Annotated in this window: 24 protein-coding genes; 17 read left to right on the forward strand and 7 right to left on the reverse strand. The window is 69.0% G+C overall.

What is annotated here, in order from left to right; all coding sequences use genetic code 11:
• The first annotated feature begins 266 nt into the window (after positions 1-266).
• The 6 genes from AB0H78_RS35420 to AB0H78_RS35445 all read left to right on the forward strand — a co-directional run bounded on the left by AB0H78_RS35420 (position 267) and on the right by AB0H78_RS35445 (position 4073).
• The gene (locus tag AB0H78_RS35420; RefSeq protein ID WP_363238928.1) at positions 267-788 is read left to right on the forward strand and encodes a hypothetical protein; all 522 of its coding nucleotides are present in this window, start codon (positions 267-269) and stop codon (positions 786-788) included.
• Between the two features lie 179 nt (positions 789-967).
• Positions 968-1759, forward strand: a complete 792-nt coding sequence (locus AB0H78_RS35425) for a metalloregulator ArsR/SmtB family transcription factor (protein WP_363239016.1) — start codon at positions 968-970, stop codon at positions 1757-1759.
• 17 nt (positions 1760-1776) lie between these two features.
• Positions 1777-2289, forward strand: coding sequence for a hypothetical protein (locus AB0H78_RS35430; protein WP_363238929.1), 513 nt, complete (start codon positions 1777-1779; stop codon positions 2287-2289).
• Positions 2290-2547: 258 nt separating this feature from the next.
• Complete coding sequence (locus tag AB0H78_RS35435; RefSeq protein WP_363238930.1) at positions 2548-3051, forward strand: hypothetical protein; 504 nt, start codon at positions 2548-2550, stop codon at positions 3049-3051.
• Complete coding sequence (locus tag AB0H78_RS35440) at positions 3024-3551, forward strand: hypothetical protein (RefSeq protein ID WP_363238931.1); 528 nt, start codon at positions 3024-3026, stop codon at positions 3549-3551. Before AB0H78_RS35435 ends, AB0H78_RS35440 begins: the two co-directional genes overlap by 28 nt.
• A gap of 189 nt (positions 3552-3740) precedes the next feature.
• Complete coding sequence (locus tag AB0H78_RS35445) at positions 3741-4073, forward strand: hypothetical protein (RefSeq protein ID WP_363238932.1); 333 nt, start codon at positions 3741-3743, stop codon at positions 4071-4073.
• Positions 4074-4177: 104 nt separating this feature from the next.
• Here the strand turns inward: AB0H78_RS35445 and AB0H78_RS35450 are convergent, their stop codons facing one another.
• Positions 4178-4621, reverse strand: a complete 444-nt coding sequence (locus AB0H78_RS35450; protein ID WP_363238933.1) for a MarR family transcriptional regulator — start codon at positions 4619-4621, stop codon at positions 4178-4180.
• 52 nt (positions 4622-4673) lie between these two features.
• Between AB0H78_RS35450 and AB0H78_RS35455 the strand changes: the two genes are divergently transcribed.
• On the forward strand, positions 4674-5066 hold the full coding sequence (locus AB0H78_RS35455; RefSeq protein ID WP_363238934.1) for a hypothetical protein: 393 nt from the start codon (positions 4674-4676) through the stop codon (positions 5064-5066).
• A 104-nt stretch (positions 5067-5170) separates the two neighbouring features.
• Here AB0H78_RS35455 and AB0H78_RS35460 read toward each other — a convergent pair whose 3' ends face one another.
• Positions 5171-5719: an alpha/beta fold hydrolase gene (locus AB0H78_RS35460; protein WP_363238935.1), complete on the reverse strand. Its 549-nt coding sequence runs from the start codon at positions 5717-5719 to the stop codon at positions 5171-5173.
• A 123-nt stretch (positions 5720-5842) separates the two neighbouring features.
• On the opposite strand from AB0H78_RS35460, the gene AB0H78_RS35465 reads away from it, so the two are divergent.
• Positions 5843-6298 carry an Lrp/AsnC family transcriptional regulator gene (locus tag AB0H78_RS35465; protein WP_363238936.1) on the forward strand — a complete coding sequence of 152 codons (456 nt, stop codon included), beginning with the start codon at positions 5843-5845 and terminating at the stop codon, positions 6296-6298.
• Between the two features lie 194 nt (positions 6299-6492).
• Positions 6493-7713 (forward strand): acetylhydrolase, encoded by a 1221-nt coding sequence (locus AB0H78_RS35470; RefSeq protein WP_363238937.1) that lies wholly within the window; start codon positions 6493-6495, stop codon positions 7711-7713.
• 3 nt (positions 7714-7716) lie between these two features.
• On the opposite strand, the gene AB0H78_RS35475 is transcribed toward AB0H78_RS35470, so the two are convergent.
• The gene (locus tag AB0H78_RS35475) at positions 7717-9147 is read right to left on the reverse strand and encodes a serine hydrolase (protein ID WP_363238938.1); all 1431 of its coding nucleotides are present in this window, start codon (positions 9145-9147) and stop codon (positions 7717-7719) included.
• A 107-nt stretch (positions 9148-9254) separates the two neighbouring features.
• Positions 9255-9797: a winged helix-turn-helix domain-containing protein gene (locus tag AB0H78_RS35480; protein WP_363238939.1), complete on the reverse strand. Its 543-nt coding sequence runs from the start codon at positions 9795-9797 to the stop codon at positions 9255-9257.
• 57 nt (positions 9798-9854) lie between these two features.
• On the opposite strand from AB0H78_RS35480, the gene AB0H78_RS35485 reads away from it, so the two are divergent.
• The gene (locus AB0H78_RS35485) at positions 9855-10760 is read left to right on the forward strand and encodes a S41 family peptidase (RefSeq protein ID WP_363238940.1); all 906 of its coding nucleotides are present in this window, start codon (positions 9855-9857) and stop codon (positions 10758-10760) included.
• 20 nt (positions 10761-10780) lie between these two features.
• On the opposite strand, the gene AB0H78_RS35490 is transcribed toward AB0H78_RS35485, so the two are convergent.
• Both AB0H78_RS35490 and AB0H78_RS35495 read right to left on the reverse strand, forming a co-directional pair.
• Complete coding sequence (locus AB0H78_RS35490) at positions 10781-11542, reverse strand: GNAT family N-acetyltransferase (RefSeq protein ID WP_363238941.1); 762 nt, start codon at positions 11540-11542, stop codon at positions 10781-10783.
• A gap of 51 nt (positions 11543-11593) precedes the next feature.
• Entirely contained in the window at positions 11594-12643 is a 1050-nt protein-coding gene (locus AB0H78_RS35495) for a hypothetical protein (protein ID WP_363238942.1), read from the reverse strand.
• Between the two features lie 181 nt (positions 12644-12824).
• Between AB0H78_RS35495 and AB0H78_RS35500 the strand changes: the two genes are divergently transcribed.
• Complete coding sequence (locus tag AB0H78_RS35500) at positions 12825-13196, forward strand: HIT domain-containing protein (RefSeq protein ID WP_363238943.1); 372 nt, start codon at positions 12825-12827, stop codon at positions 13194-13196.
• 16 nt (positions 13197-13212) lie between these two features.
• Here AB0H78_RS35500 and AB0H78_RS35505 read toward each other — a convergent pair whose 3' ends face one another.
• Positions 13213-14118 carry an iron-sulfur protein gene (locus AB0H78_RS35505; protein ID WP_363238944.1) on the reverse strand — a complete coding sequence of 302 codons (906 nt, stop codon included), beginning with the start codon at positions 14116-14118 and terminating at the stop codon, positions 13213-13215.
• A gap of 237 nt (positions 14119-14355) precedes the next feature.
• Between AB0H78_RS35505 and AB0H78_RS35510 the strand changes: the two genes are divergently transcribed.
• From AB0H78_RS35510 to AB0H78_RS35535, 6 genes are all read left to right on the forward strand, one after another.
• Positions 14356-15303: an iron ABC transporter permease gene (locus AB0H78_RS35510; protein WP_363239017.1), complete on the forward strand. Its 948-nt coding sequence runs from the start codon at positions 14356-14358 to the stop codon at positions 15301-15303.
• A complete protein-coding gene (locus AB0H78_RS35515; protein ID WP_363238945.1) occupies positions 15300-16361 on the forward strand; it encodes an iron ABC transporter permease in 1062 nt (353 codons plus the stop codon). Before AB0H78_RS35510 ends, AB0H78_RS35515 begins: the two co-directional genes overlap by 4 nt.
• The gene (locus tag AB0H78_RS35520) at positions 16358-17218 is read left to right on the forward strand and encodes an ABC transporter ATP-binding protein (RefSeq protein ID WP_363238946.1); all 861 of its coding nucleotides are present in this window, start codon (positions 16358-16360) and stop codon (positions 17216-17218) included. The genes AB0H78_RS35515 and AB0H78_RS35520 overlap by 4 nt, the downstream gene beginning before the upstream one ends.
• A 65-nt stretch (positions 17219-17283) precedes the next feature.
• Positions 17284-18303, forward strand: a complete 1020-nt coding sequence (locus AB0H78_RS35525) for an iron-siderophore ABC transporter substrate-binding protein (protein WP_363238947.1) — start codon at positions 17284-17286, stop codon at positions 18301-18303.
• Positions 18304-18410: 107 nt separating this feature from the next.
• Positions 18411-19628 (forward strand): ATP-grasp domain-containing protein, encoded by a 1218-nt coding sequence (locus AB0H78_RS35530; protein ID WP_363238948.1) that lies wholly within the window; start codon positions 18411-18413, stop codon positions 19626-19628.
• Positions 19625-21439, forward strand: a complete 1815-nt coding sequence (locus tag AB0H78_RS35535; protein ID WP_363238949.1) for an IucA/IucC family protein — start codon at positions 19625-19627, stop codon at positions 21437-21439. The genes AB0H78_RS35530 and AB0H78_RS35535 overlap by 4 nt, the downstream gene beginning before the upstream one ends.

Consider the following 21439-nt stretch of genomic DNA (forward strand, 5'->3'; position numbering starts at 1 on the left):
GCACGATCCAGTACCGCAGCAACCTCATCGACGGATGCCTCGCCGGCACCGGCCTATCCCTCACTCCAACGACTCCACGAGTTCAAGCCCAGTAGGTGCCAACTGAAGCGCTAAATGTAGCTGCGTCCGATGTGCGTCTCGCGGCCCATGCAGACGAGCCCGTACGCAGCGGGGAAACAAGACACTCTGCGGCATCTGGAGAACCCGGGGACGCGCCATCGCCCTCGGCCTCCGTGCGGTGCGCCGTGTCACCTACGGTCGGGTTCATGAGCAGCGACGGTGCAGTGGTGAACGAGGCGGTCCGTGCGGCATGGGACTCCTACCGAGTCCTGGAGAAGCGGACGCCCCATCAGGAGCGTCGGCAGGCGCAGCAGCGAGTGCAGGCCGCGGTGGACTCCGTTGGGCGCGAGGAGGTCTCGCGGGGCACGGTGTTCCTGGTGGGCGTCCTGACCGGGTACCTGATCGCCGAGCAGCCCGGTGGCCGCAAGGATCGTCTTGATCCGCTCGGTGATCTGATTCCTGCTGTGATCCGCCGGCTCCCCGCCTTCGAAGAGGCCGACCCGGAGCAGGTGCCGATGGTCACCGGTGTCCTCATGGCCGCCGCGATGGGCATGGACACCGTGGCCTGGCGCGACCGGTTCGGACAGATCCCGGCGCAAGAGGCCCTGGCACACAGCTTCGTGCTGTGGGTGCTCGCCGACCTTTTCGACTCTCTGATCGAAAAGCCCGGAGCCATCGACCAGATGATGCGGGAGACCCTCGATGCCATGGCCACCGAAGGCCCCTGACCTGCGAGCTTGGAGCGGCACCCATCGGGCGTGAGCCGGCGGCCCGAGCCGCCCGCAAGGGGCGGGGGAGGTGACCCGAGGCCTGCCTACGACCACGCCCTGTGGGGAATCCCTGTGGCCGTTGACATTACGCAGGCAGTTACCTGCATAATAGTGTCGTGAGCTTCGAACCGACGGCTATCGACGCGGTCTTCAAGGCCCTTGCCGATCCCACCCGGCGCCAGCTGCTCGACCGGCTCCGCGCCCACAACGGGCAGACGCTGGGCGAGCTGTGCGAGCGGCTGGAGATGGCGCGGCAGTCGGTGACGCAGCACCTCGACGTTCTCGTACGGGCCGGCCTGGTCACCGTGGTAAGGCGTGGGCGAGAGCGGCTGCACTACCTCAATCCGGCCCCCATCCACGAAATCGACGAGCGCTGGATCTCCGGGTTCGACCGGCCCCGCCTGCAAGCGATCAGCGCCATCAAGCACCAGGCAGAGGAGTACGCCATGGCAGACACCGCACCCGCACCGGTGCCAACCTACGTCTACGTCACCTACATCCGCGCAGGCGCCGAACAGGTGTGGCGCGCGCTCACCGACGCCGACCTCACGGCCCGTTACTGGGGGCACCACAACGTCTCGGACTGGCAGCCGGGATCGGACTGGGAACACCGGCGCGCCGATGGCTCCAGCGCCGTCGACGTCGTCGGCCGCGTCCTCGCCGCCGAGCCGCCGACGCGGCTGGTCATCACCTTCGAGGACACTCCGGACGCCGAAGCGCCCCGGGAACCGTCAGTGGTCACCTTCCTCATCGAGCCGCACCAGGACATCGTGCGCCTCACCGTGACGCACGAAAACCTCCCCAACCAGGAGATGTTCACCGGCATCTCGGCCGGCTGGCCCGCCGTACTGGCGAACCTGAAGTCACTCCTCGAAACCGGCGACGTACTCCCGCAGGCACCCTGGGACATGTCCCCCGCCCACCAGTGAGAAAGGCACCGACGACCATGGACACCACCCCGCTGCGCGACGCCTGTCGCTCCCTGCTGGACGCCGCCACCGAAGTGGCGACCCGCGCGGACAACCCCGCGCCGCCCGACGGCGAATGGAGCGCCGATCAGATCCTGGCGCACGTCTCCGTCGTCACGGCCGCCACCATCGTCACGGCCGCCACTGTCGCCGCCGGGGCAAACGCCACCTACGACAACCGCCACGCACAGGACACCTGGACCCTGACCCGCGTCGCCGAACGCGCCGGCGGCAACGCCGGACTCCGGGAACGTATCCGTGCCCAGGTCGACGCCCTGTGCACCCTTGGGGGTGAACCTGGGCTCGGCGAGGCCGAACTCGACACCCTCGTGCCGGCACTGCTGCTGTCCAACGACGCCCTCATGCTCGATCAGCCCATCACGCTCCGGGACATCCTCACCGGCCTCGCCGAGGCAGAGCTGCCCGGCCACACAAAACAACTACTGGCACTCATGCCGTCACACGTCGGCGCACAGGCCTGCGCGACTTAGGGAATCCAGGCGAAAACGATTTCACCCATTTACCAACCATTACGCACCTTGACTCGAAACCTCAAATTCCCCTCAAGAGTCGACCAACTCCCTTGGAGTGACCGCGAGTTACTCGGGCCGGCTCCCAGGTCGAAAATTGAGCGTTGCCGTTCTCTTGACTGGGTATTCCTGCGGTCAATATGGTCTGCACCTGCCAACATCCATTCGGATTGCTGGCGAGATCTTCGACCTGGGGGAACAATGAGCAGGGTCACGAAAATGGGTGCCGCAATGGCAACGGGAGTGGCACTGACGCTGGGCGGGACCGCTCCCGCCATTGCGAGCGACATGGGGACGCAGTCATGCCCCGTCGACTACGGGGTACTCATTACTTCACACAGCGGATATTTCCTCCCCGCCAGCGGTCAGTCTTTCAAGGACGGGCCCGGCGGGACCATGACGGTGAGCGTCACCAAAGCCAGCACCATCACCTACACGCTGTCGACCTCGCTGGAAGTCAGCGCCTCATACCTGTTCGCAGCAGCCAAGGCGCAGGTAAGCGGCAGCGTCGCATCGTCCACGGCCGTGACAGTGGGCCACACGTACTCACACAACATCGGATCAAAAAAGTACGGGCACATGCAGTACGGCTCCAGCGGTTACAAGGTGGGGTGGGAGTCGAACAAGACCAATCCGAACTGCACCACCACCACTCTCGCCCGCGGCACGGCCTATCTGCCGGTCAACTCCGTGGGATGGAAGTACTGGGAGACATCTTCTTGAGATTCGACCCGCACCGGTCGGTCTCTGAGCGGCCCGTTGGCGCCGCACTCGCCATGGGAGTGATCATGCTCGGCTTGGCAGCCTGTTCCGGACAATCCGGTCCGGAACAGGTGCACGCTGCGTCACCCACCCCAAAGGCCACTCCGTCGTCGCCCGGCAAGAGTCTTGATGACACGGCGAAGCCCGCCGTGGCCCTCGTGAACGAGCACACACCAAGCAGCTATCGGGCTTCTGCGGACGCATCCGGTTACGACTGGTCCAAGGCATCAGGTCAGAAGATTTCCGAATCGCTTCCCGGCGATCATCTGTTCCAGATTGCCTGTTCCGGCAGCGGGGGCATCTCCATGCATATCTATCTCCCAGAGGGAGATAAAAAAGAACACGTAGAGTGCGGGGCGAAGGCGAAGTCAATTTCCTTCAATGATAATTTCGACGTAATCATCGACGGAGATCAGTTGAATGACGGAGCTTACGCTTGGCGTATGCTACGACGTGTCTGAAATGACAAATAAGTAGCGGTGGCCCCTTTCGGCTCGAAGGGGGCCATTTACTTATCGGCTATGCCGGGCCCTGTGCGGATCACGGAGCGCAATCGGCAGCCGTCGCAGCGCCTTCGCAAGAGCACCCGCCAATGAGGCGAACATCCGGCCCCACGGGTGTCCTTCTGTGGTTCGGGGCGTTGGCTGGTCATGAACAAGATCCATGCACTCTGCCGAATCGCCACAGCTGCGGTCTGCGCCGCCCTGCTGCTGAACGCCACCACGCGTTCCGCAGAAGCCGCAGACGGCCAGTTCACCTACACCCGCACGGACACCCAGGCCACGATGCCTCTGGCCGCTACGCCCAGCGATCAGTGTCTGCCCCTGGACGGCGGTGCAACCCACGCGGCCAACGACACCGACGCGACGGCCTTCCTCTACGCCGACGACGCGTGCACTCAGCTGCTGGCCCTGGCAGAAGTCGGCGCCATCTGGGAGGGCGTAGAGGGCCACCCTGCCCATAGCGTGCGCTTTGGTTCCTGATTGCAGGCCGGGGTGGGCCCGCGCACGGTGTCGATGGCACCGAGTCGGAACTCACCCACATCGTCGTTGCGCGGCCGGCAGGCGACCCGCGCCGGTCGTGTCGGCTAGCGCTCCTGGCTGATCTCGTACAAAGTGCGGAGGCTTCGCAGGAACACCTCTCGGTCCGCGGCTGGAAGCCGTCCCAGCAGGAGTTGCTCGCCGTCCTGGATGGCGGCCTGGGCGGCGTCCCGCAACCGGCGGCCCTCGGAGGTGAGCGAAAGCAGCCGCGCTCGACGGTCGTTGGGGTCGGGGCGGCGGGTCAGCAGTCCGCGGGACTCCAGGCCGTCCAGTACCGGGATGATGCGGGTCTTGTCGGCCTGGATGGCTTCGGCCAGTGCGGCCTGGGTCCGAAGGGGTGTCTCGTCGAGATATGACAGCACCGCATAGGCCCACATGGTCAGGCCGTGAGCGTCGAGGATCGGCTGCTCCGCAGCCATCAGGGTGCGCCCCAACGGGACGACCATAGCGGCGACATCGGGGCGCGGTGCGTTCCTGCGGGGTGCGGCCATATCAAGGAACGTACCCGTTGACAAACGATACGCACAAGCAGATCGTAAGCGCATGCGTACTAAAGTGTTGAGGTCCTCATGGACGCCTGGGCCGGACCATGACCGAGATGGCCCCGTCCTGGTCAGCGTCACCGAGTTCCGACTCGACCGGCGGATCGACCTGCTCGGCGTACACCGTGCCGCCCGACGGCTCGCGACCGGCTGGCCTGAACTCGACGGGGCATACGGAATGTGGCTCTGGGCGCGGCCCACCGTCGGCCGGTGCGGCGCCGTGGCCGTGTGGCGGGACGTAGCCGCCCTGCACCGATTCATCGCCTGGCCACCGCACGTCGAGATCATGCATGCCTATCGCGGCAGAGGCGTCCTGACCTCCAGCACCTGGCACGCGGACGCCTTCGACCCGGTGGAGACATGGGCCCGCGCCTGCAGAGGCCTGCTCACCTGAACTCTGCCTTCGACGCGCACGCTCTGGAGATGACCCGTTCGGCGAGGCAGCCCTCCCTGTGCGAAGTGGAACCGCGGGACGGCGCCGTCCCGTGCGGTGGTTGATCACTGCTCGTTCAGCGAAACGAGGAGTTCGCGGCCATGCGGCCACGCACCCAGGCCGCTGGCGGAGTTGATGTGCCCGAACGCGCCCGACAGGTGCCATCGCGCCTCCCATCGCGCCGCGAAGTCGACGGCTGCCTCGGGGGTGCAGTACGGATCGTTCGTACTGCCCACCACCAGGGCCGGACAAGGCAACGGTTGTGCGGACACCTCGATGAACGTCGCGGCCGCCTGGCTCGGGAAAGCCGGCCCCCGCGGATCGGGGGGCGCGACCAGGAATGCACCGGCGACCGGCCTCGACGGGTTCTTGCTCAGCCAAGAGGACGCCGCCCAGCAGCCCAGGCTGTGGGCTACCAGCACAACGCGACTGTCTTGGCGGCAGGCATCGTCGTACGCCTTGTGGACGGCGTTGACCCAGTCATCCAGATCGGGGGTGGACCACGAGGCCGGAGAGATCCTTACCGCTGAGGTGCCCCACTCTCGCTCCCACAAGGTCTGCCAGTGCTGCCCGTCGGAGCCGTCGATACCGGGGATGATGACGTACGCGACCACTGCTTGCCACCGTTTCACTCGTCCGCCCCCAGCGATCCTGGGGAAGCCTGCGGAGATTCTGTTGGAAGCAACAGATCAGCGACAGCGGCGCAAATGATCTCAAAGAAGATGGTGCGGACAACGATGGAATCACTCGACCAGATCGACCGGGACATCCTCAGCTTGCTCCAGGCCGAGGGCAGGTTGACCGGCGCCGAGGTAGGCCGTCGCGTCGGACTCTCGCAGCCCGCGGCCAGCGCGCGCATCCAACGACTGGAGAAGAGCGGCGTCATCACCGGCTACCGGGCCGTTGTCGACCCGGCGGTACTCGGCCTGAACATTCACGCAGTCATCCGCCTGCGCACCACGCATGCCCAGCTCTCGCGCGCCCTGGACTTCGCTTCCCGGACCCCCGAGATCATCTCCACTCTGAGGGTCACCGGGGAAGACTGCCTCATCTTCAACGTCCACTGCCCGCAGGCAGGGCGACTCGAAGAAGTTGTCGACGCACTGGCCCGTTACGGCCCTGTCACCACGTCACTCGTGCTCCGCGCCTACCCGCCGAAGCCACTGACCGACGCCACGTCAACAACGTCCTGACGCACAACTCCCAAGGCTTCTCCCCGTGTTGCCCACGCGGCCGCTCACTACGGATCGCACCACCAATCACATCGACCCCAGGGTGTAGACCCGTGGGCCGATGCTGCACGAGAGGGGCACATGACAGCGTTTGCCTGTGCCCACGGACCGGCCGTCGCGGCACGAATGACGATCCGTGACCACGGGAGGGCCCCATGACCACCGCTCCGTTCATCAGTCGGCAGGGCACGACGCGCCGCCGCATGCTGGGGGCCGCGCTGGCGGCCGGAGCCGCAGTGCCGCTTGCCGCCATCGCTGGTCCCGCCTGGGCGGAGCCCGGCACGCCTGAGCCCGTACCGAAGCGGCTCACGCTGCCCGTGCCCACCGGGCCTCACCCGGTGGGCCAGGTCCAACTGCGCCTCGTCGACCGGTCGCGACGGGACGACATCGCGGGTCCCGGACACTTCCGCGAGCTGATGGCCACCGTCTGGTATCCGGCCCGGAACACCGAGCGGTACCCGGTGGCGCCCTGGATGCCGGCCGGCGCCCTGCAAGCGTTCCTCGACGACACGGGGTTCGGCTCCCTGACCCCCGTGGCGCCTCTCACGGCCGGCCATGTGGGCGCTCCGGTGCGGCGATCGGGTCGACAGCTGCCAGTCGTCGTGTTCTCGCACGGGGCGCACAGCCACCAGGGCGACCACACCATCGTGGTCCAGGAGCTTGCCAGTCACGGATACGCGGTGGTGACGGCGGCTCACCAGTACGACACCTACACCGAGTTCCCCGACGGCAGGGTCACCGTTCCGCTCTCCGGTCAGAATGCGCCGACGCTGCCCGGGGATTTTGCCGCTGATCTACGGTTCGTCCTCGATTGCGTCGAGCAGCTCGCCGCAGGGTGCAACCCGGACGCCGACCAGCGCAGGCTGCCGGCCGGGCTGCTCGGCTCCCTCGACCCGCGGCGCATGGGCGCGTTCGGCTGGTCGAAAGGTGGGACGGCCACCGCCTCCGCCACGCTCGCGGACGAGCGCATCCGCGCCGGGCTGAGCCTCGACGGCCCGATGCAGATGAACCCGCCGCTGGCCGGCGACCTGCACCGGCCGTTCATGATGATGTCCGCCGAGTTCACGCGGACCACGGATCCCGAGGCCGCCGCGTTCTGGTCGCTCCTGCGGGGTCCGCGTCTCAACATCCAGGCCCAGGGCGCCGCCCACGTCTCGTACGGCGACAACGAAGCACTGTTCCCACAGGTGGCGAAGCTGCTCGGCTGGAGCAGGCAGCAGCTCCAGGACGTGATCGGCACCCTCGATCCCGATCAAGCGGTGAAGATCCAGCAGGCGTACCCGCTCGCGTTCTTCGACGAGCACCTGCGCCACCGGCGGGGGCACCTGCTCGACGGGCCTTCCCCGGCCTTCCCCGCAGTGACCTTCCTCCCCTGACCTCTACGCGACGTCTGGTCGTGTCATCAGCGGCGACCGCACATGCACCTCGAGGCTGGGTCCGGTCAGGGGCACCGTGCTCCATGTCGCTGTCGCGGTCGCCGCGTTGGCGTCGATGACCAGCCGGACTCGGTGCGGGGTGGTGATGACGTAAAGATCGGCAACGAACTTGCTGCCCTGCCAGCCTCCGGCTGCGACGACCGGTCGCCCGAGCGGGGAGCTTTCCCGCCATTCGCTGTGGCCGACCTCGACGTCGAGGAGCGACTCGAATCGGACGAGCCATCCGCCGTCGGTGGGATCGACAGTCACCGTCGTTCCGTCGGGCAGCGCCGAGGCCTCGGCGCACGCGTCCACTCTCGCGGTGACCGAACGCTGCGGGTCGGCGGTGCCCGGCACCGGCGGCAATGACAACTGCTGCAACCGATCGGCGAGGATCTCGTCGTCTCGGGCGCTTCCCGCTTGGCCCACGCCGGGCAGCAGGCACTCCCACAGGGCGTCGAGCAGGTCCTGGGCCTCGGTTTGGGCGGTCGCGGCGACCACGAGATGGTGCGACGGGACCACCACGCACTGCTGCCCGCCGGAGCCATGACCGTGGTATCCGTGACGCGCCATCCAGAACTGGTAGCCGTAGCCGTGGGAGAAGTCGGCGTTCTCCGGTCCGCCGTCCTTGGCCGGTTCCCAGTCGATGTGCCGTCGTGTCGCGAGCTCGACCCATTGGCTCGGGACGAGCTGTTGGTCGCCCCAGCGGCCTCCACGCAGCAGCAGTTCGCCGAAGGCGGCTACGGCCTCGGTCGTGAGGTGCAGCCCATGGAATCCGAAGGCGGCACCGCTCTTCACACGGTCCCATTCGGCGTGGTCGACGCCCATCGGCTTGAAGAGGCGCTCGTTGAGGAACTCCGGGAGGCCGCGTTCCGTGACGCGTTCCAGCATCCGGGCCAAGATGAAGGTGGTTGAGTTGTCGTAGGTGTGGCGCGTTCCCTCGGCATCGGAGAACGGCAAGCTCAGGAAGCCCTTCACCAGGTCGTCGGGTTCCAGTTGCCAGGCTTCGGCAAGGCTGTCCGTAGGGTGCCCTGCTGTCATGGACAGCAGGTGATGAACGGTGATCCGGCTGCCTTGCTCCGAGACGTCGGCTGGGACGTGGTCGGGCAGCACGTCCACCACCCGATCGTCCAGGGAGAGCAGACCGTCGGCGATCGCGAGCCCCACGGCGACCGAGGTGAACGACTTGGTCAGCGAGTAGAGAAGGTGCGGGCGTTCGGCCGCGTACGGCGCCCACCAGCCTTCGGCGACGACGTGACCGTGGTGCACGACCATGAGGGAGTGACATTCCACGGATCGTTCTTCGAGCCGATCCAACAGCGCGGCGATGGAGCGGGACGATATCCCCGAGGCGGCCGGTGTCGAGCGCGGCAGAAGGGTACGCTGAGAAGCCATCCGGGCACCGTACACAAACTCCCTTTCAGGCTCTATCGATTAAGGCCGCGCCCTCTGTGGTGCGGCGAGGTAGGCACTCAACATGGGGTGCGGTACGTGGAGTTGGACTATTCCGGACGGGCTCTTCTGGACGGCTGAGCCTGCTCGTAGAGCGCTACCCACACCCCGTGCACGGGCTGGTCCTCCGCACTCTCCTCGGCCTCGTCGATCAATTCGGTCAGCTTCTCGCCGAGTTCACTTGCCTTCGCCGGGCTGAGACGCAGGTGACGCAGTGTCAGATAGGTCTGGGCGGGTGAGCGGTCCAGTTCCTGGGCGACTGCGGCGAGCATCGCGGCCGTGCCTGCCGGTTGAGGTTCTGCGACGACCATGCGGCGGGCCGTGCGCTGGTAGTACTGCTCGGTGCCGCCGCGAACCTGGCGGGTCTCGGCGATGTGGATAAGCCCGGCTTCGCGGAGCACTTTGAGGTGGTGGGCCACGCTGCCCTTCTTCGCGTCGAGTTGCGCGGCAAGCTGGCTGAGAGTGGCAGGCCGGTGGCCCAGGGCGAAGAGCAACCGCTGGCGCAAGGGGTGAGCGAGCGCCGCGAACTGCTCGGGCGCACCGATCTCCAACACCTCGTCGGGCGGCGGCTGGTAGGAAGACTGATCGCTCATACCGAAAGTGTCCAATTTGATTGACGCTTTCGCAAGGGTGGTGCTCTACTCCCTGCCATGACGACTCCTACGAAGCTTCCGGCGGCCCCTGTCATCGACGAGACAGTCCGGCTGATGACCGAGCACTACGTTTTCCCCGACATAGCCGAGCAGCTGCGCGGCCTGCTGGACCGGCGCCTCGCCGAGGGCGCCTATGACGTCGACGATGCCGAGGAACTCGCCCGTCTGGTCACCGCGGACCTGCAATCCCTCAACGGCGACCGCCACTTGAGACTCAAGCACCACGCCGACCCGGTGTCCCCCGAGCAGGGGGCGGCCACCCTGGAATCCATCCGCCGCGACTTCGACACCTCGCTGGGTGGCGCACCCCGGCTGGAGCTGCTCGAGGGCGGGGTCGCCGTACTGGAGCTGGCACCGATGCTGTTTCCGCTGGACTGGGCCGCCGAACCGCTCGGCGCCGCACTCACCCTTGCCTCCCGCGCCCAGGCACTGATCGTGGACCTTCGCACCAACCGGGGCGGCGACCCGGACACCGTCGCCTTCGTCTGCAGCTACCTGCTCGATGAGCGCACCCACCTCAACACCATGCACTGGCGCGACGGCGAGCGCAGCGAGCAGTCCTGGAGCCTGCCGCACGTGCCTGGCGCACGCTTCGGTGGCAGCAAGCCGCTGTACATGCTCACCAGTGACTTCACCTTCTCCGCCGCGGAGGAACTCGCGTACGACCTCCAGCAGCTCGGCCGCGCCACAGTCGTCGGCGAACCCACGCGCGGCGGCGCGCACCCGTGCAGGGGCTGGACCGTGCACCCCCACCTGGAAGCCACGATCCCCACCGGCCGCGCCGTCAACCCCGTCTCCGGCACGAACTGGGAGGGCACCGGTGTACAGCCGGACGTCCTGTGCGCCGCAGCGGATTCCCTCGACCGCGCGCATGCGCTGGCCCTTGCCCGCCTGACGGACTGACCCCGGCGTGCGGTTCTCGCTCACCCCGCTGACATGTGTGCCGCACCGAACAGGCACTTGGACATCCCGAGACGCTCATACGTGGCAATCGCCGGCGCGTTGCCGGCGAGGACCATGAGCGCGGCGCGCCCGTGGCGTTTGACGAGGTCGTCGAGTACGAAGCCGCTGACCGCCCGCGCGAGGCCGCGGCCGCGGGCGGCGGGATGGGTGATCACCCCGCCCATGAACCCGCAGCCGTCCGCGGACCACGCGTCCGCCGCCACCGCCAGGAGCTCCGGCCCGGCGCCTGCACGCACTGCGCCGGTGGCACCGGCCCAGCGGTGCACCCCCGTACGTCCCGGCTGCGCATAGGAGTCGGGGAAGAAGCGGTCGAACAGCGACGCCGCGTCTTTCTCTTCCTCGGTGCCGAGCCATCGCACGCCCCGATCGGCGGCCTCGGAGAGTGATGTGGTCTCCATCCAGTAGAAGTGGTGGACCGGCGCCAGGCCGGGGAGCCGTCGCACCAACGTATCGATCAGGGCCGCCTCCCCCAAGAGCCGGTAGGACGGCCCGACTTCAGCGAGCGCCCATCGCACCAACACGGCCGCGTCGGCGCTGTCGCCCCGGACCGCAAGGCGGTCCTGTTGCGGGCTCGGGCTCGCCACCGCCAGGGCTGCGCCGTGGCGCCACGCGCGCACCCCCGGCCCCAGTTGCCCATCGCGTTGTCCCTGGGCGGCCCAGATCAGTTGCCCGTCACCGGACGCGGCCTGTTCGATATCGCTGGATCGTTCAAGTTCATCCACGCACCATGCCTACCAGGCACCCGGACTCGCCCGGGCTCCCGGGAGGGGCGGTCAGTAGAAGCTGCGGACGAAGATGTCCGACTTGCCGTTGGTGTCGCCGGGCACGATGTCGTCGGCCGCGGAACTGAAGACCACGTCACGCCCATTGGCGCTGACCGCGTCGGTCCCTGCCGAGGCTGGCTGGTTCGAGACGATTTCGTCGGTGCCCGCCGCCAGGTCACGCAGCATGAGCGACGGTCCGCTCGTGTCGTTCGGGGCGTACAGCAGATAGCGTCCGGTGGGATCGATGGCCACGCCTCGTACGTTCGCCACCAGTTGGTCGGCGCCCGAACTCTCGTCCTGGACGTAGGTGTCGGAGCCCGAGAGATAGACGATCTTGCTGCCGTCCTTGCTGATCTGGACGAGTGTCGCCGCCTTGGACGGGCCTTCGATCGGCCCGGCAGAGGTGTCGTCGGTCCGGTCCCACACGAAGACGTCCTGCGCCTGGCCGTCCTGGTAGGCGACAAAGCGTCCGTCGCCGCTGATGGACGGCCGGGCCGATGCGGTGTGGCCGAACTCGGCGACGGTCTGCGTGGTGTTGGCCTGCCAGTCCTGGATCTCGATGCGCTGGTGGTAGGGCGGTTGATTGAAGGCGGCGACCTGGACGATGTAGCGGGCGTCCGCGCTCAGCGACGGATGGCTGCAGGCGAGGGACGAGCAGTTGATACCGATAGTGCTTTGCGAACTCACCTGGGCCAGGAAGGTCTTCGTGTACCTCTGCACTTCCCCCCACAGGGCAACGTATTGCCCGTCACCGCTGATCACCGGCCGATCGATCGGGGGTGTGAAGGTACTCATCAGCATGGTCTGGCTCGTCCGCTGATCGCGGACGAACACCCTTCTCCACGCCACAGGGTTGGCGGGTGTGAGGTTCTTCGCCAACGACGAGAAGGCGATACGCCGGCCGTCGGTCGTGATCGTGGCGCCGGTGGAGTCACCGTCTCCCTGGGTGCCGTCGGTCGCGACGCTGATCCGTTCGACTCCAGCTCCGCTGTCGCTCGCGCCACCCGGCTCGGCCGAAGCGGCTCCGGGCAGCAGCACCGTCGTGACCGCGCAGACCACGACCGTGGCGCCTAAGGCGGCGCGAACACGTCTGGTGGCACTCCGACGCGTGTTTCCCCTCATTTTTCCCCCTAGGACAGACCTGGCCCTCTCTCCCGATTTCCCCACCGGAGGGCCACAAGCATGCAACCGCGTTGGCACAGCGGGGTCAATGCCGGGATCCGGGCCGCAGAGTAGGTGGATGTCCGATTCACCTGATGTCCCGGCCGGAGCCGGGCCTGCGACCGAGGACTTCTACTGCGATGAGGCGTTGAGCGGTCGGACCGCCGTCGACGTCGTCGTGGAAACCGACACGGTCCTGGCGTTTCACCACACACACCCGTTCTGGCCGGTCCATATCGTGGTGGTGCCCAAGCAGCACGTGCCGTCACTGATCGATCTGGGCGGTGGCGACATGTCGGCGGTGCACGACGTCCTCTCCGTCGTCCGACACGTTGCCCGCCAGGTTGCCGCGGACCATGGTGCGTGCCGGGTGCTGACGAATCTGGGTGACTACCAGGACTCCAAACATCTGCATTTCCATGTCAACTACGGTGAACCGCTGCGCGATTGACGTCGAGCCGGGCGGCTCACTCCTCTTCCAAGCGGCGTACCCGGTCCGCGTCTTCGGTGCGTGGGCAGGTGAGGCATGCCTGTGGCACCGGCCGGTCCGACTCGGCCGCGGTGCGGATGGCGTAATAGAGGCAGCATCCGGCCCGGGTGCGGGTCAGGTGTGTGCGGCCTGCGCTGCCCCGCAGTCGGCGGAAGTCGGCGCCGGCCGGGAAGGGTGCGATCGCGGTGGGCAGCAGGTCGGTCGCGGCGCGCACGGACTGCTCTTCCTGGCCGAGCGTGCGGCCCACGTACCAGATGCCGGAGATCAGGTCGTCGCCGGCCATCCCCCACTGAGCGCGTGGCCCGCGGCGCATCCGGGGTCCGGCCGCGGCCAGCAGCGGGCGCATGTGGTCGGCGACCGCTGAACGCAGTTCGGCCCGCAGCGCCTCCTCGTGGGCGACGACCTTGACACCGCGCAGTGCGGCGGCCGGGTCGTCGGGCAGGCAGGCAAAGCCGCCTGGCGCGAACGCGAGGTCAGCGGTGGCGAGATGGATGTGGATGTCGCGGGGGCGGATGCGTGGGACGCGGCGGGCCAGGTACCAGGGGCCGCTCATCAGAAGGCTCACGGACCACAGGTAGTGGTGCATCAGCCGGGAGGCGGCGACCTCCCTGCGCGGCGCAGCTCCGAACTCCTGCTGGATTCTGGCTGCTTCGCCCTCCACGAGAGCGTCGAGCAGTTCGGGGTCGGCGGCCAGCTCGGCCCCGTTGACCCAGGCGCCGGGTCCGTCGGCGTGAGTCGGCCCCGGCACGGACAGGTCGCGTTCGGTGCACGGCGGGGACGGTTCCACGATCTCGACCCGCAGCGATGCGCAGGTGCGCAGCAGGAGTTGGCAGGTCTCCGCCAGCGGTCCGGAGCCGTTTTCGGCCAGCATAGGAGCCGACATGGCCGGACTTGTTCTCACCGACACCCCTCCACCAACGTCATCATTAGGTGAGGCTCACCTTAGCCACACGCTCGCGGGTTTTCAGTCAAGCCCCTCGGGCCGGATTCACAGCAAGTTGACAGACTTAGGTATGCCTAACCTAAGATCTTGGCCGTGTCCAAGACCGCACCGGGCGTCGTCGCCGGTTTCTCCTCCGTATCCGCCCGCCGCGTCCGCGTCCCTCTACTCCTTCTCGGCGTGGCCGTGTTGGCGCTGTGCGCCGCGCTGAGCCTCGCCCTGGGGGCCAGGTCGATTCCGCCGTCCACCGTCGTCGACGCACTGTTCGGCGACGCGCACGGAAGGGACGCCATCGTGGTCAGGGGGCTCAGGCTGCCGCGTACGGTGATCGGACTCGCCGTGGGTGCGGCACTCGGCGTGGCCGGGGCGGTGGCACAGGGCATCACCCGCAATCCGCTCGCCTCACCGACCACCCTGGGCATCAACGCGGGCGCGGGCTTCGCCGTTGTCGTCGCCATCTACGCCTTCGGACTCACCCGGCCCATCGAGTACGTGTGGTTCGCCTTCGCCGGAGCGGCCGCCGCGACGCTCTTCGCCCTGGCGCTGGCCCGCCGCGCAGGTGACATCGACCCCGTACGCCTCGCCCTGGGCGGCACGGTGCTGCAACTCGTGCTGCTGTCCTGGACCTCCGCCGTCATGCTCGCCAGTCAGCGCACCCTGGACGAGGCCCGCTTCTGGCTCGCCGGCTCCCTCTCCGAGCGCTCCCTGCACGTGCTCTACCCGGTGCTGCCGACCTTGGGCGTCGGCCTGCTGCTCGCCTTCGCCGTCACCCCGGCGCTCAACACCCTGGCGCTGGGCGACGATTCGGCCCAGGCCCTCGGTGTCCCCGTCGCCCGCATCCGGCTCGCCGGAGCCGTCGCGGTCGCCCTCCTCGCGGGATCCGCCGTCGCCGTCGCCGGGCCCATCGCCTTCATCGGACTGGCCGCACCTCACCTGGTCCGCCCGATCCTCGGCGGCGACCACCGCTTCCTGGTGCCCGGGTGCCTGCTGGCCGGCCCGATCCTGCTGCTCTCCGCGGACGTGCTCGGCCGGGTCGTCATCCGACCCTCCGAACTGGAAGTCGGCATCGTCAGCGCCTTCCTCGGTGCGCCCCTGCTCGCACTGCTCGCCCGGAAAGTGGCCCGATGACCGGCCTCGCCAACCCCGTTGCCGCCGCGCTCCCCCAGGCCTTGACCGCGCCCGCCCGTAGGCGACGGCGCATCCTGCTGCTCGGCGTGATCGCGACCGTGGCGCTGCTCGCCCTGTCGCTGATCTCGCTCACGCAGGGGCAGATGGACATGGCGCCGTCCGCAGCCCTGCGCGGCCTGTTCGGATTCGGCGACCAGGGCGATGTGTTCGTGGTCCAGGAGTTCCGGGCGCCCCGCCTTGCGGCCGCGCTGATCGCGGGGGCCGGACTCGGCGTCGCCGGCTCCGTCCTGCAGCGCCTGTTCCGTAATCCGCTCGCCTCACCGGATGTCATGGGGATCACCGGCGGCGCCTCCTTCGGGTCGGTCGTCCTGCTCGCCGCCGGCGCCTCGGCCTCGCTCATCCCGCTGGGCGCACTCGGCGGCGGGCTGCTCGCCGCGCTGTTGCTCGGCGTGTTCGCCTGGCGCTCCGGACTGACCGTCACCCGCCTGGTCCTTGTCGGCCTCGCCGTGCAGGCGGGCCTGGCGGCCGCGGTCAATCTCATGGTCGTACGCTTCCCCGCCGAGCTCGCCGGCGCCGCCCTGCAGTGGACCACCGGCTCGCTGTACGGACGGACCTGGACCGAGGTGGGCGGTGCGGCCGCCGCGATGGCCGCGGCGCTGGTCCTCGTGTTCGTACTGCACCGACGCCTCGCGGTGATGGATCTCGGCGACGAGTCGGCGGGCGGCCTCGGCATCAACGTCTCCGCCGCCCGGCTCCAACTGCTGCTCACCGCGATCACATTGGCGTCCCTCGCCGCGGCGCTGACCGGCCCGGTCGCCTTCGTGGCCCTGGCCGTGCCGCACCTGGTGCGCTTCGCCGCCGGACCGCCCACCGCCGCCACCACCGCGCTGTGCGGCCTGGTGGGCGCCGCCCTGCTGCTCTCCTCCGACCTGGTGGTCCAGCACCTGCTGCCGGTCGAGGGGCTCCCCGTCGGAGTGGTCACCGCCACGCTGGGTGCCCCATGGCTCCTGGTGCTGATGATCCGTCAGAGCATGCCCGTCAACAGGAGCGCCGTATGACCTCCCAGCAGCTCACCCCGCAGCAGGACGCCCTGCCGGGAGCATCCGCACAGCCCGACGAGCTGTCCACCCACGGTCTCGACCTCCGCTACGGCGACCGCATCGTGGTCGGCGGCCTGGACCTGGTGCTCCCCGGCGGCGCGGTCACCGCCATCGTCGGCCCCAACGCCTGCGGCAAGTCCACCCTGTTGCGCGGCCTGACCCGCCTGCTCGCCCCGTCCGCCGGCACCGTGGCCCTGGACGGCACCGACATCCACCGGATGTCCGCCCGTTCACTGGCCCGCCGCATGGGCCTGCTCCCCCAGCAGCCGGTCACCCCCGAGGCCATCACGGTGGAGGCGCTGGTCCGGCTCGGCCGCTACCCCCACCAGCGTCTGCTCAGCCCCTGGTCGGCCGGCGACCAGGCCGCCGTCGACGCGGCTCTGGAGCGCACCGGCACCGCAGCTCTGCGCGAGCAGCCGGTGGACCAGCTGTCCGGCGGTCAGCGCCAGCGCGCCTGGATCGCGCTCGCCCTCGCCCAGGACACCGACCTGCTGCTCCTCGACGAGCCCACCACCTTCCTGGATCTACGTCACCAGCTCGATGTCCTGGACCTGGTCGCCGAGTTGCACTCCGAGGCGGGCCGCACCGTGGTGATGGTGCTGCACGACCTCGGGCAGGCCGCCCGCTACGCCGATCACCTCGTCGTCCTCAAGGACGGCGGGCTGGCCGCTGCCGGCGCCCCGGCCGACGTACTGGACGCGGAGCTCGTCAAATCCGTGTTCGACGTCGACTGCCGGGTGATCCCCGACCCCGAGACCGGCACCCCTCTGGTCATCCCCAGGAGCAGGACGGCCCGCCGGAACCCCTCTGCCTGAGCGCCCACCATCACGCCACAACTCCCCTGCCTAGCAACTCCGTTCGCCGACAGGAAAGAACCCTCATGTCCAGCAGAACCACGCCGCGCGGCCTGCGCCGCCTCGGCACCGCCCTCGCCGCTCTCGCCATCGGCGCCACCGCGCTGACCGCCTGCGGAAGCGACAAGGCCGACGACGCGTCGGGCAAGGAGAACGCCGCCGCGACCGCCGGGGCCTTCCCGAGGACCGTCAAGCACGCCATGGGCGCAACCGAGATCCCCTCCCAGCCCAAGCGGGTCGTCGTCCTCGACACCGGCGAGCTGGACTCGGTGACGATGCTCGGCATCAAGCCGGTCGGCGCGGTCTCCCCGCACTTCAAGACCGCGGGCGGCTTCCCCGGCTACCTGGCGGACAAGGTCGAGGGCGCCAAGGACGTCGGCCCGCTGCTGGAGCCGAACCTGGAGCTGATCGCCTCCCTCAAGCCGGATCTGATCCTGTCCTCCAAGGTCCGCCACGAGAAGGTCTACGACAAGCTCAAGGGCATCGCCCCGACCGTCTTCACCGAGACCACCGGCGGTCCGTGGAAGGCGAACCTGAAGGTGCACGCCGAGGCCCTGGGCCTGGAGAAGCAGGCCGCCGAGGCGCTGACGAAGTACGAGACCGACGCCAAGGCGCTGGGTGCGGCCATCAAGGCGAAGTACCACGGCACGATGCCGTCAGCGTCCGTGGTCCGCTTCGTAGCCGGCCCGACCCGTCTCTACCAGAAGTCCGCCTACAGCGGCGTCGTCCTCGACGACATCGGCCTGGCCCGCCCCGAGTCGCAGTCCTCGACGGACCCCGAGGTCACGATGCTGGACGTCAGCCCGGAGCAGATCGACAAGGCCGAGGCCGACCTGGTCTTCGTCACGCTGGCCGACGAGCCCTCCAAGACCAAGCAGAAGGACGTCACCTCCAACCCGGTCTGGAAGTCCCTCAAGGCCGTCAAGAACGGCAAGGTCTTCAGCGTCCCGGACGAGACCTGGATGTCGGGCATCGGCGTCCAGGCCGCCGAGCACATGCTCGCGGACGTCGCGAAGGCCACCGGCGTAGAGCTGCCCAAGCAGTAGATCCGATACGCGGGCGGGGAGGACTTTCCCCGCCCGCGGTCCCGCCCCGCCCGCCCTCTCCGCTCCACCACCCGCACCCGCTCCCCGATCCGGAAGGGGTTCAGCCCATGCGGCTGTACCTGCTCGCCCTCAATCCCACCGACTCGGTCAGCGAAGGGTTCCTGCCCGCCGCCGCGCGGCTCGGCCTCACGGTCACCGTGCTCACCGACCAACCCGACCTGCACCGGCGCGCGTACCAGGACCTGGGCCATCTCGGCGGTGCCGCGAGCGTCGAAATCCTGGAGTGCGACGTCCGCGACTTCCGTACGGTCATCACCCGGATCGCGACCCACCACCGCGCCGACGCCGTCTTCACCAACAGCGACCATCTGCAGACCCAGGCCGCCCTGGCCGCCGACTACTTCGGCCTGCCCGGCAAGGACTGGCGCGCCGCGCTCCGTACCAAGGACAAGGCGCACATGCGCCGCCACCTCGCCGCCGAGGGCGCCGACACGGTCTGGTCGGCCGAACTGCCCGCAGGCCAGGACCCGGCCTCGCTCGCCGCACTCCCCGTGCCCTACCCGTGCGTGGTCAAGCCGCGCGAGGGCGTGGCCAGCGAGGACGTCGTCCTGGCGGGCGACATCGAAGACCTGCTGCTGCGGTGCAAGGAGATCCAGGCGCGCCGCCCCTGGGCCGCCCTCGTGATCGAGGAGTACCTGCCCGGCGAGCTCTACACCCTGGAGACGCTCGGCGACCGCCACCGGCGCCATGTGCTGGGCGGTTTCCATACGACGGTTTCGCCTCCCCCGGTCTTCATCGAGGAGAGCCTGGTCCTCGTCCCCGCGCACCCCGAGCCGGTCGTCGAACAGGTCCTGGCCCAACTCGACGCCCTGGGCGTCGGTTTCGGCGCCTGCCACACCGAGTTCGTGGTGCACGAAGGCCGCGCCCGCCTCATCGAGGTCAACTACCGGGCCATCGGCGACCAGTGCGACCTGCTGCTCGCGCAGCTCCTGGACATCCCGCTGTTCGAGCACATCCTCCGTACGCACCTGGGCGAGCCGCTGCCCGTGCGGCTCGGCGCGCGCACGGACGGCCGGGCCCGCCTGGACTACCCGTGCGCCGAGCGCGCGGGCACTTTGACCTCGGCGCCCGAGGCCTGCGATCTGACCGTGGACGGCGTGCAGTTGACCTATCGGCCGCTGCGCGCGGTCGGTGAGCGACACGAGGTGTACCGCACCAACCGCGATTACCTGGGGGTGCTGCGGGCCACCGGCACCGACCAGCCGACGGTGGACCGGGTCGTGGCGGGCTTCCTCGCCGCACAGCGCTGGGAGATCACCTCATGACGGTCCCGGCCGCCGTACGCGAGGTGGCCGCTCCGCGCACACCGCCGGACGGCGCCGGCGCCGAGCACGACACAACGGAGTCCGAGCTCGTCCTGCGCGTGCTCAGCGCGCTGCTGCGCGAGGACGTCGTAGGGCTGCGCACCCACAGCACCCTGGAGCGACGCACGGACGGCGACTGGCTGCGGCTGCCCGCCGGCGAGGGCACCTCACTGCTGCTGCCGGTCGGCGACGACGGCTTCCAATGCGCGTACGCCGCCCGCCTGCCGCTGCTGCGCCACGAGCCCGACGGCACCCGGCTCACCGACCTGGACACCATCCTGGCCTCCTTGCGCATGCTCGCCGAGCCCGTCGACCGCGGCGGCTTCGACGCCTTCGCCGAGGAGTGCCGCCAGACCCTGGCCACCATGCGCCTGCACCACCGGGTGCACCCCCAGGTCACCGCCGGGCTCACCGCCAGCCACGGCGCGGACCCGGCGGCCTGGACGGGCCTTGCCAGTTCATTGGCGTACGACACCCTCGCGGCCCATCTCGACCACCCGGTGTACCCGACCGCCCGCGGCCGCTCCGGTCTGAGCGACACCCAACTGCGCTCCTACGCACCCGAATTCCACCCCCGCTTCCGGCTGCGCTGGCTGGCCCTGCCCAAGAGTGCCCTCACCCTCCAAGGCCTGACCGATGAGTTGCCCGGCTTCTGGCCTTCCCCTGCCGACCTCGGTCTGCCCGCACTGGCCACGACGCACCTGGCCCTCCCCGCGCATCCGCTGACCGTCGGCGAACCACTGCGCGAGGCCCTGCGCACGCTGGGGCTCGAAGACGCGGCTGTGCTCGCCGAGCAGCCGTACCTGGACGTCGTCCCCACGCTGTCGATGCGCACCGTCGCACTCGCCGAGCATCCTGGCGTCCACCTCAAACTGCCGCTCGCCACAGCCACCTTGGGGCTGCGCAACCGCCGCACCATCAAGCCCGGCTCCCTGATCGACGGCGCCGCGGGCCAGCACCTGATCGAAACGCTCATCGCCGGCGAACCGCGCTTCCAGGGCGCGATCCTGCACGCCGACGAGACCCGCTACGCCCACGCCGCGCACGAACTGCTCGCCGTCCTGATCCGCCGCTGCCCCGCCGGTCTCGACGACGCGACGGTGCTGCCGCTGGCCGCGCTGCTCAGCCGCGCTCCGGGCGGCCGGCTGGTGATCGACCACCTCGCCGACCGGTTCTACGACGGCGAGGCGGTCCGCCTCCTCGATGCCCTGCTGACCCTGCTCTTCGACTGGCAGACCACCTTGTTCGGCTACGGCGTCGCACTCGAGTCGCATCAGCAGAACGTCTCCCTCGTCCTGGACGAGCACCACGGGCGGACCCGGCTGCGGCTGCTGTTCAAGGACAACGACGGGCCGCGCATCAACACCGTCCGCCTCAAGGCCGCCCTCGGTGACGACGCCCCGGCCCTGGACGCGTTCGACGACGCCCGGACCTTCAGCGACACCGACGACGCGGTGGTGGCGCTGTTCACCACCATCACCGTCCATCTGTGCGCGGGCTCTTACGCGTTCGGCCTCGCCCGGCACGGGCGCGGTTCCCTGGACCGGCTGCTCGGCCTCGTACGCGGGCGCCTCACCGAGGCCGTCGACCGCCTGGGCGCCGGCCCCGGCGAGCCCGGCACCGTACTGAGGGACATGCTCCTGCAGGCCGACCTGCTGCCCGTCAAGGCGATGGTCACCGCAGGAACCCTGCTCAGCAAGGAGCGCTCGGGCGCGGCCGACATCAACAAGCACTACACCACCGGCCCCAACTATCTGCTGCGCGGAGTGTGA

The sequence above is a fragment of the Streptomyces sp. NPDC050738 genome (genome assembly GCF_040654175.1).
Taxonomy (GTDB): domain Bacteria; phylum Actinomycetota; class Actinomycetes; order Streptomycetales; family Streptomycetaceae; genus Streptomyces.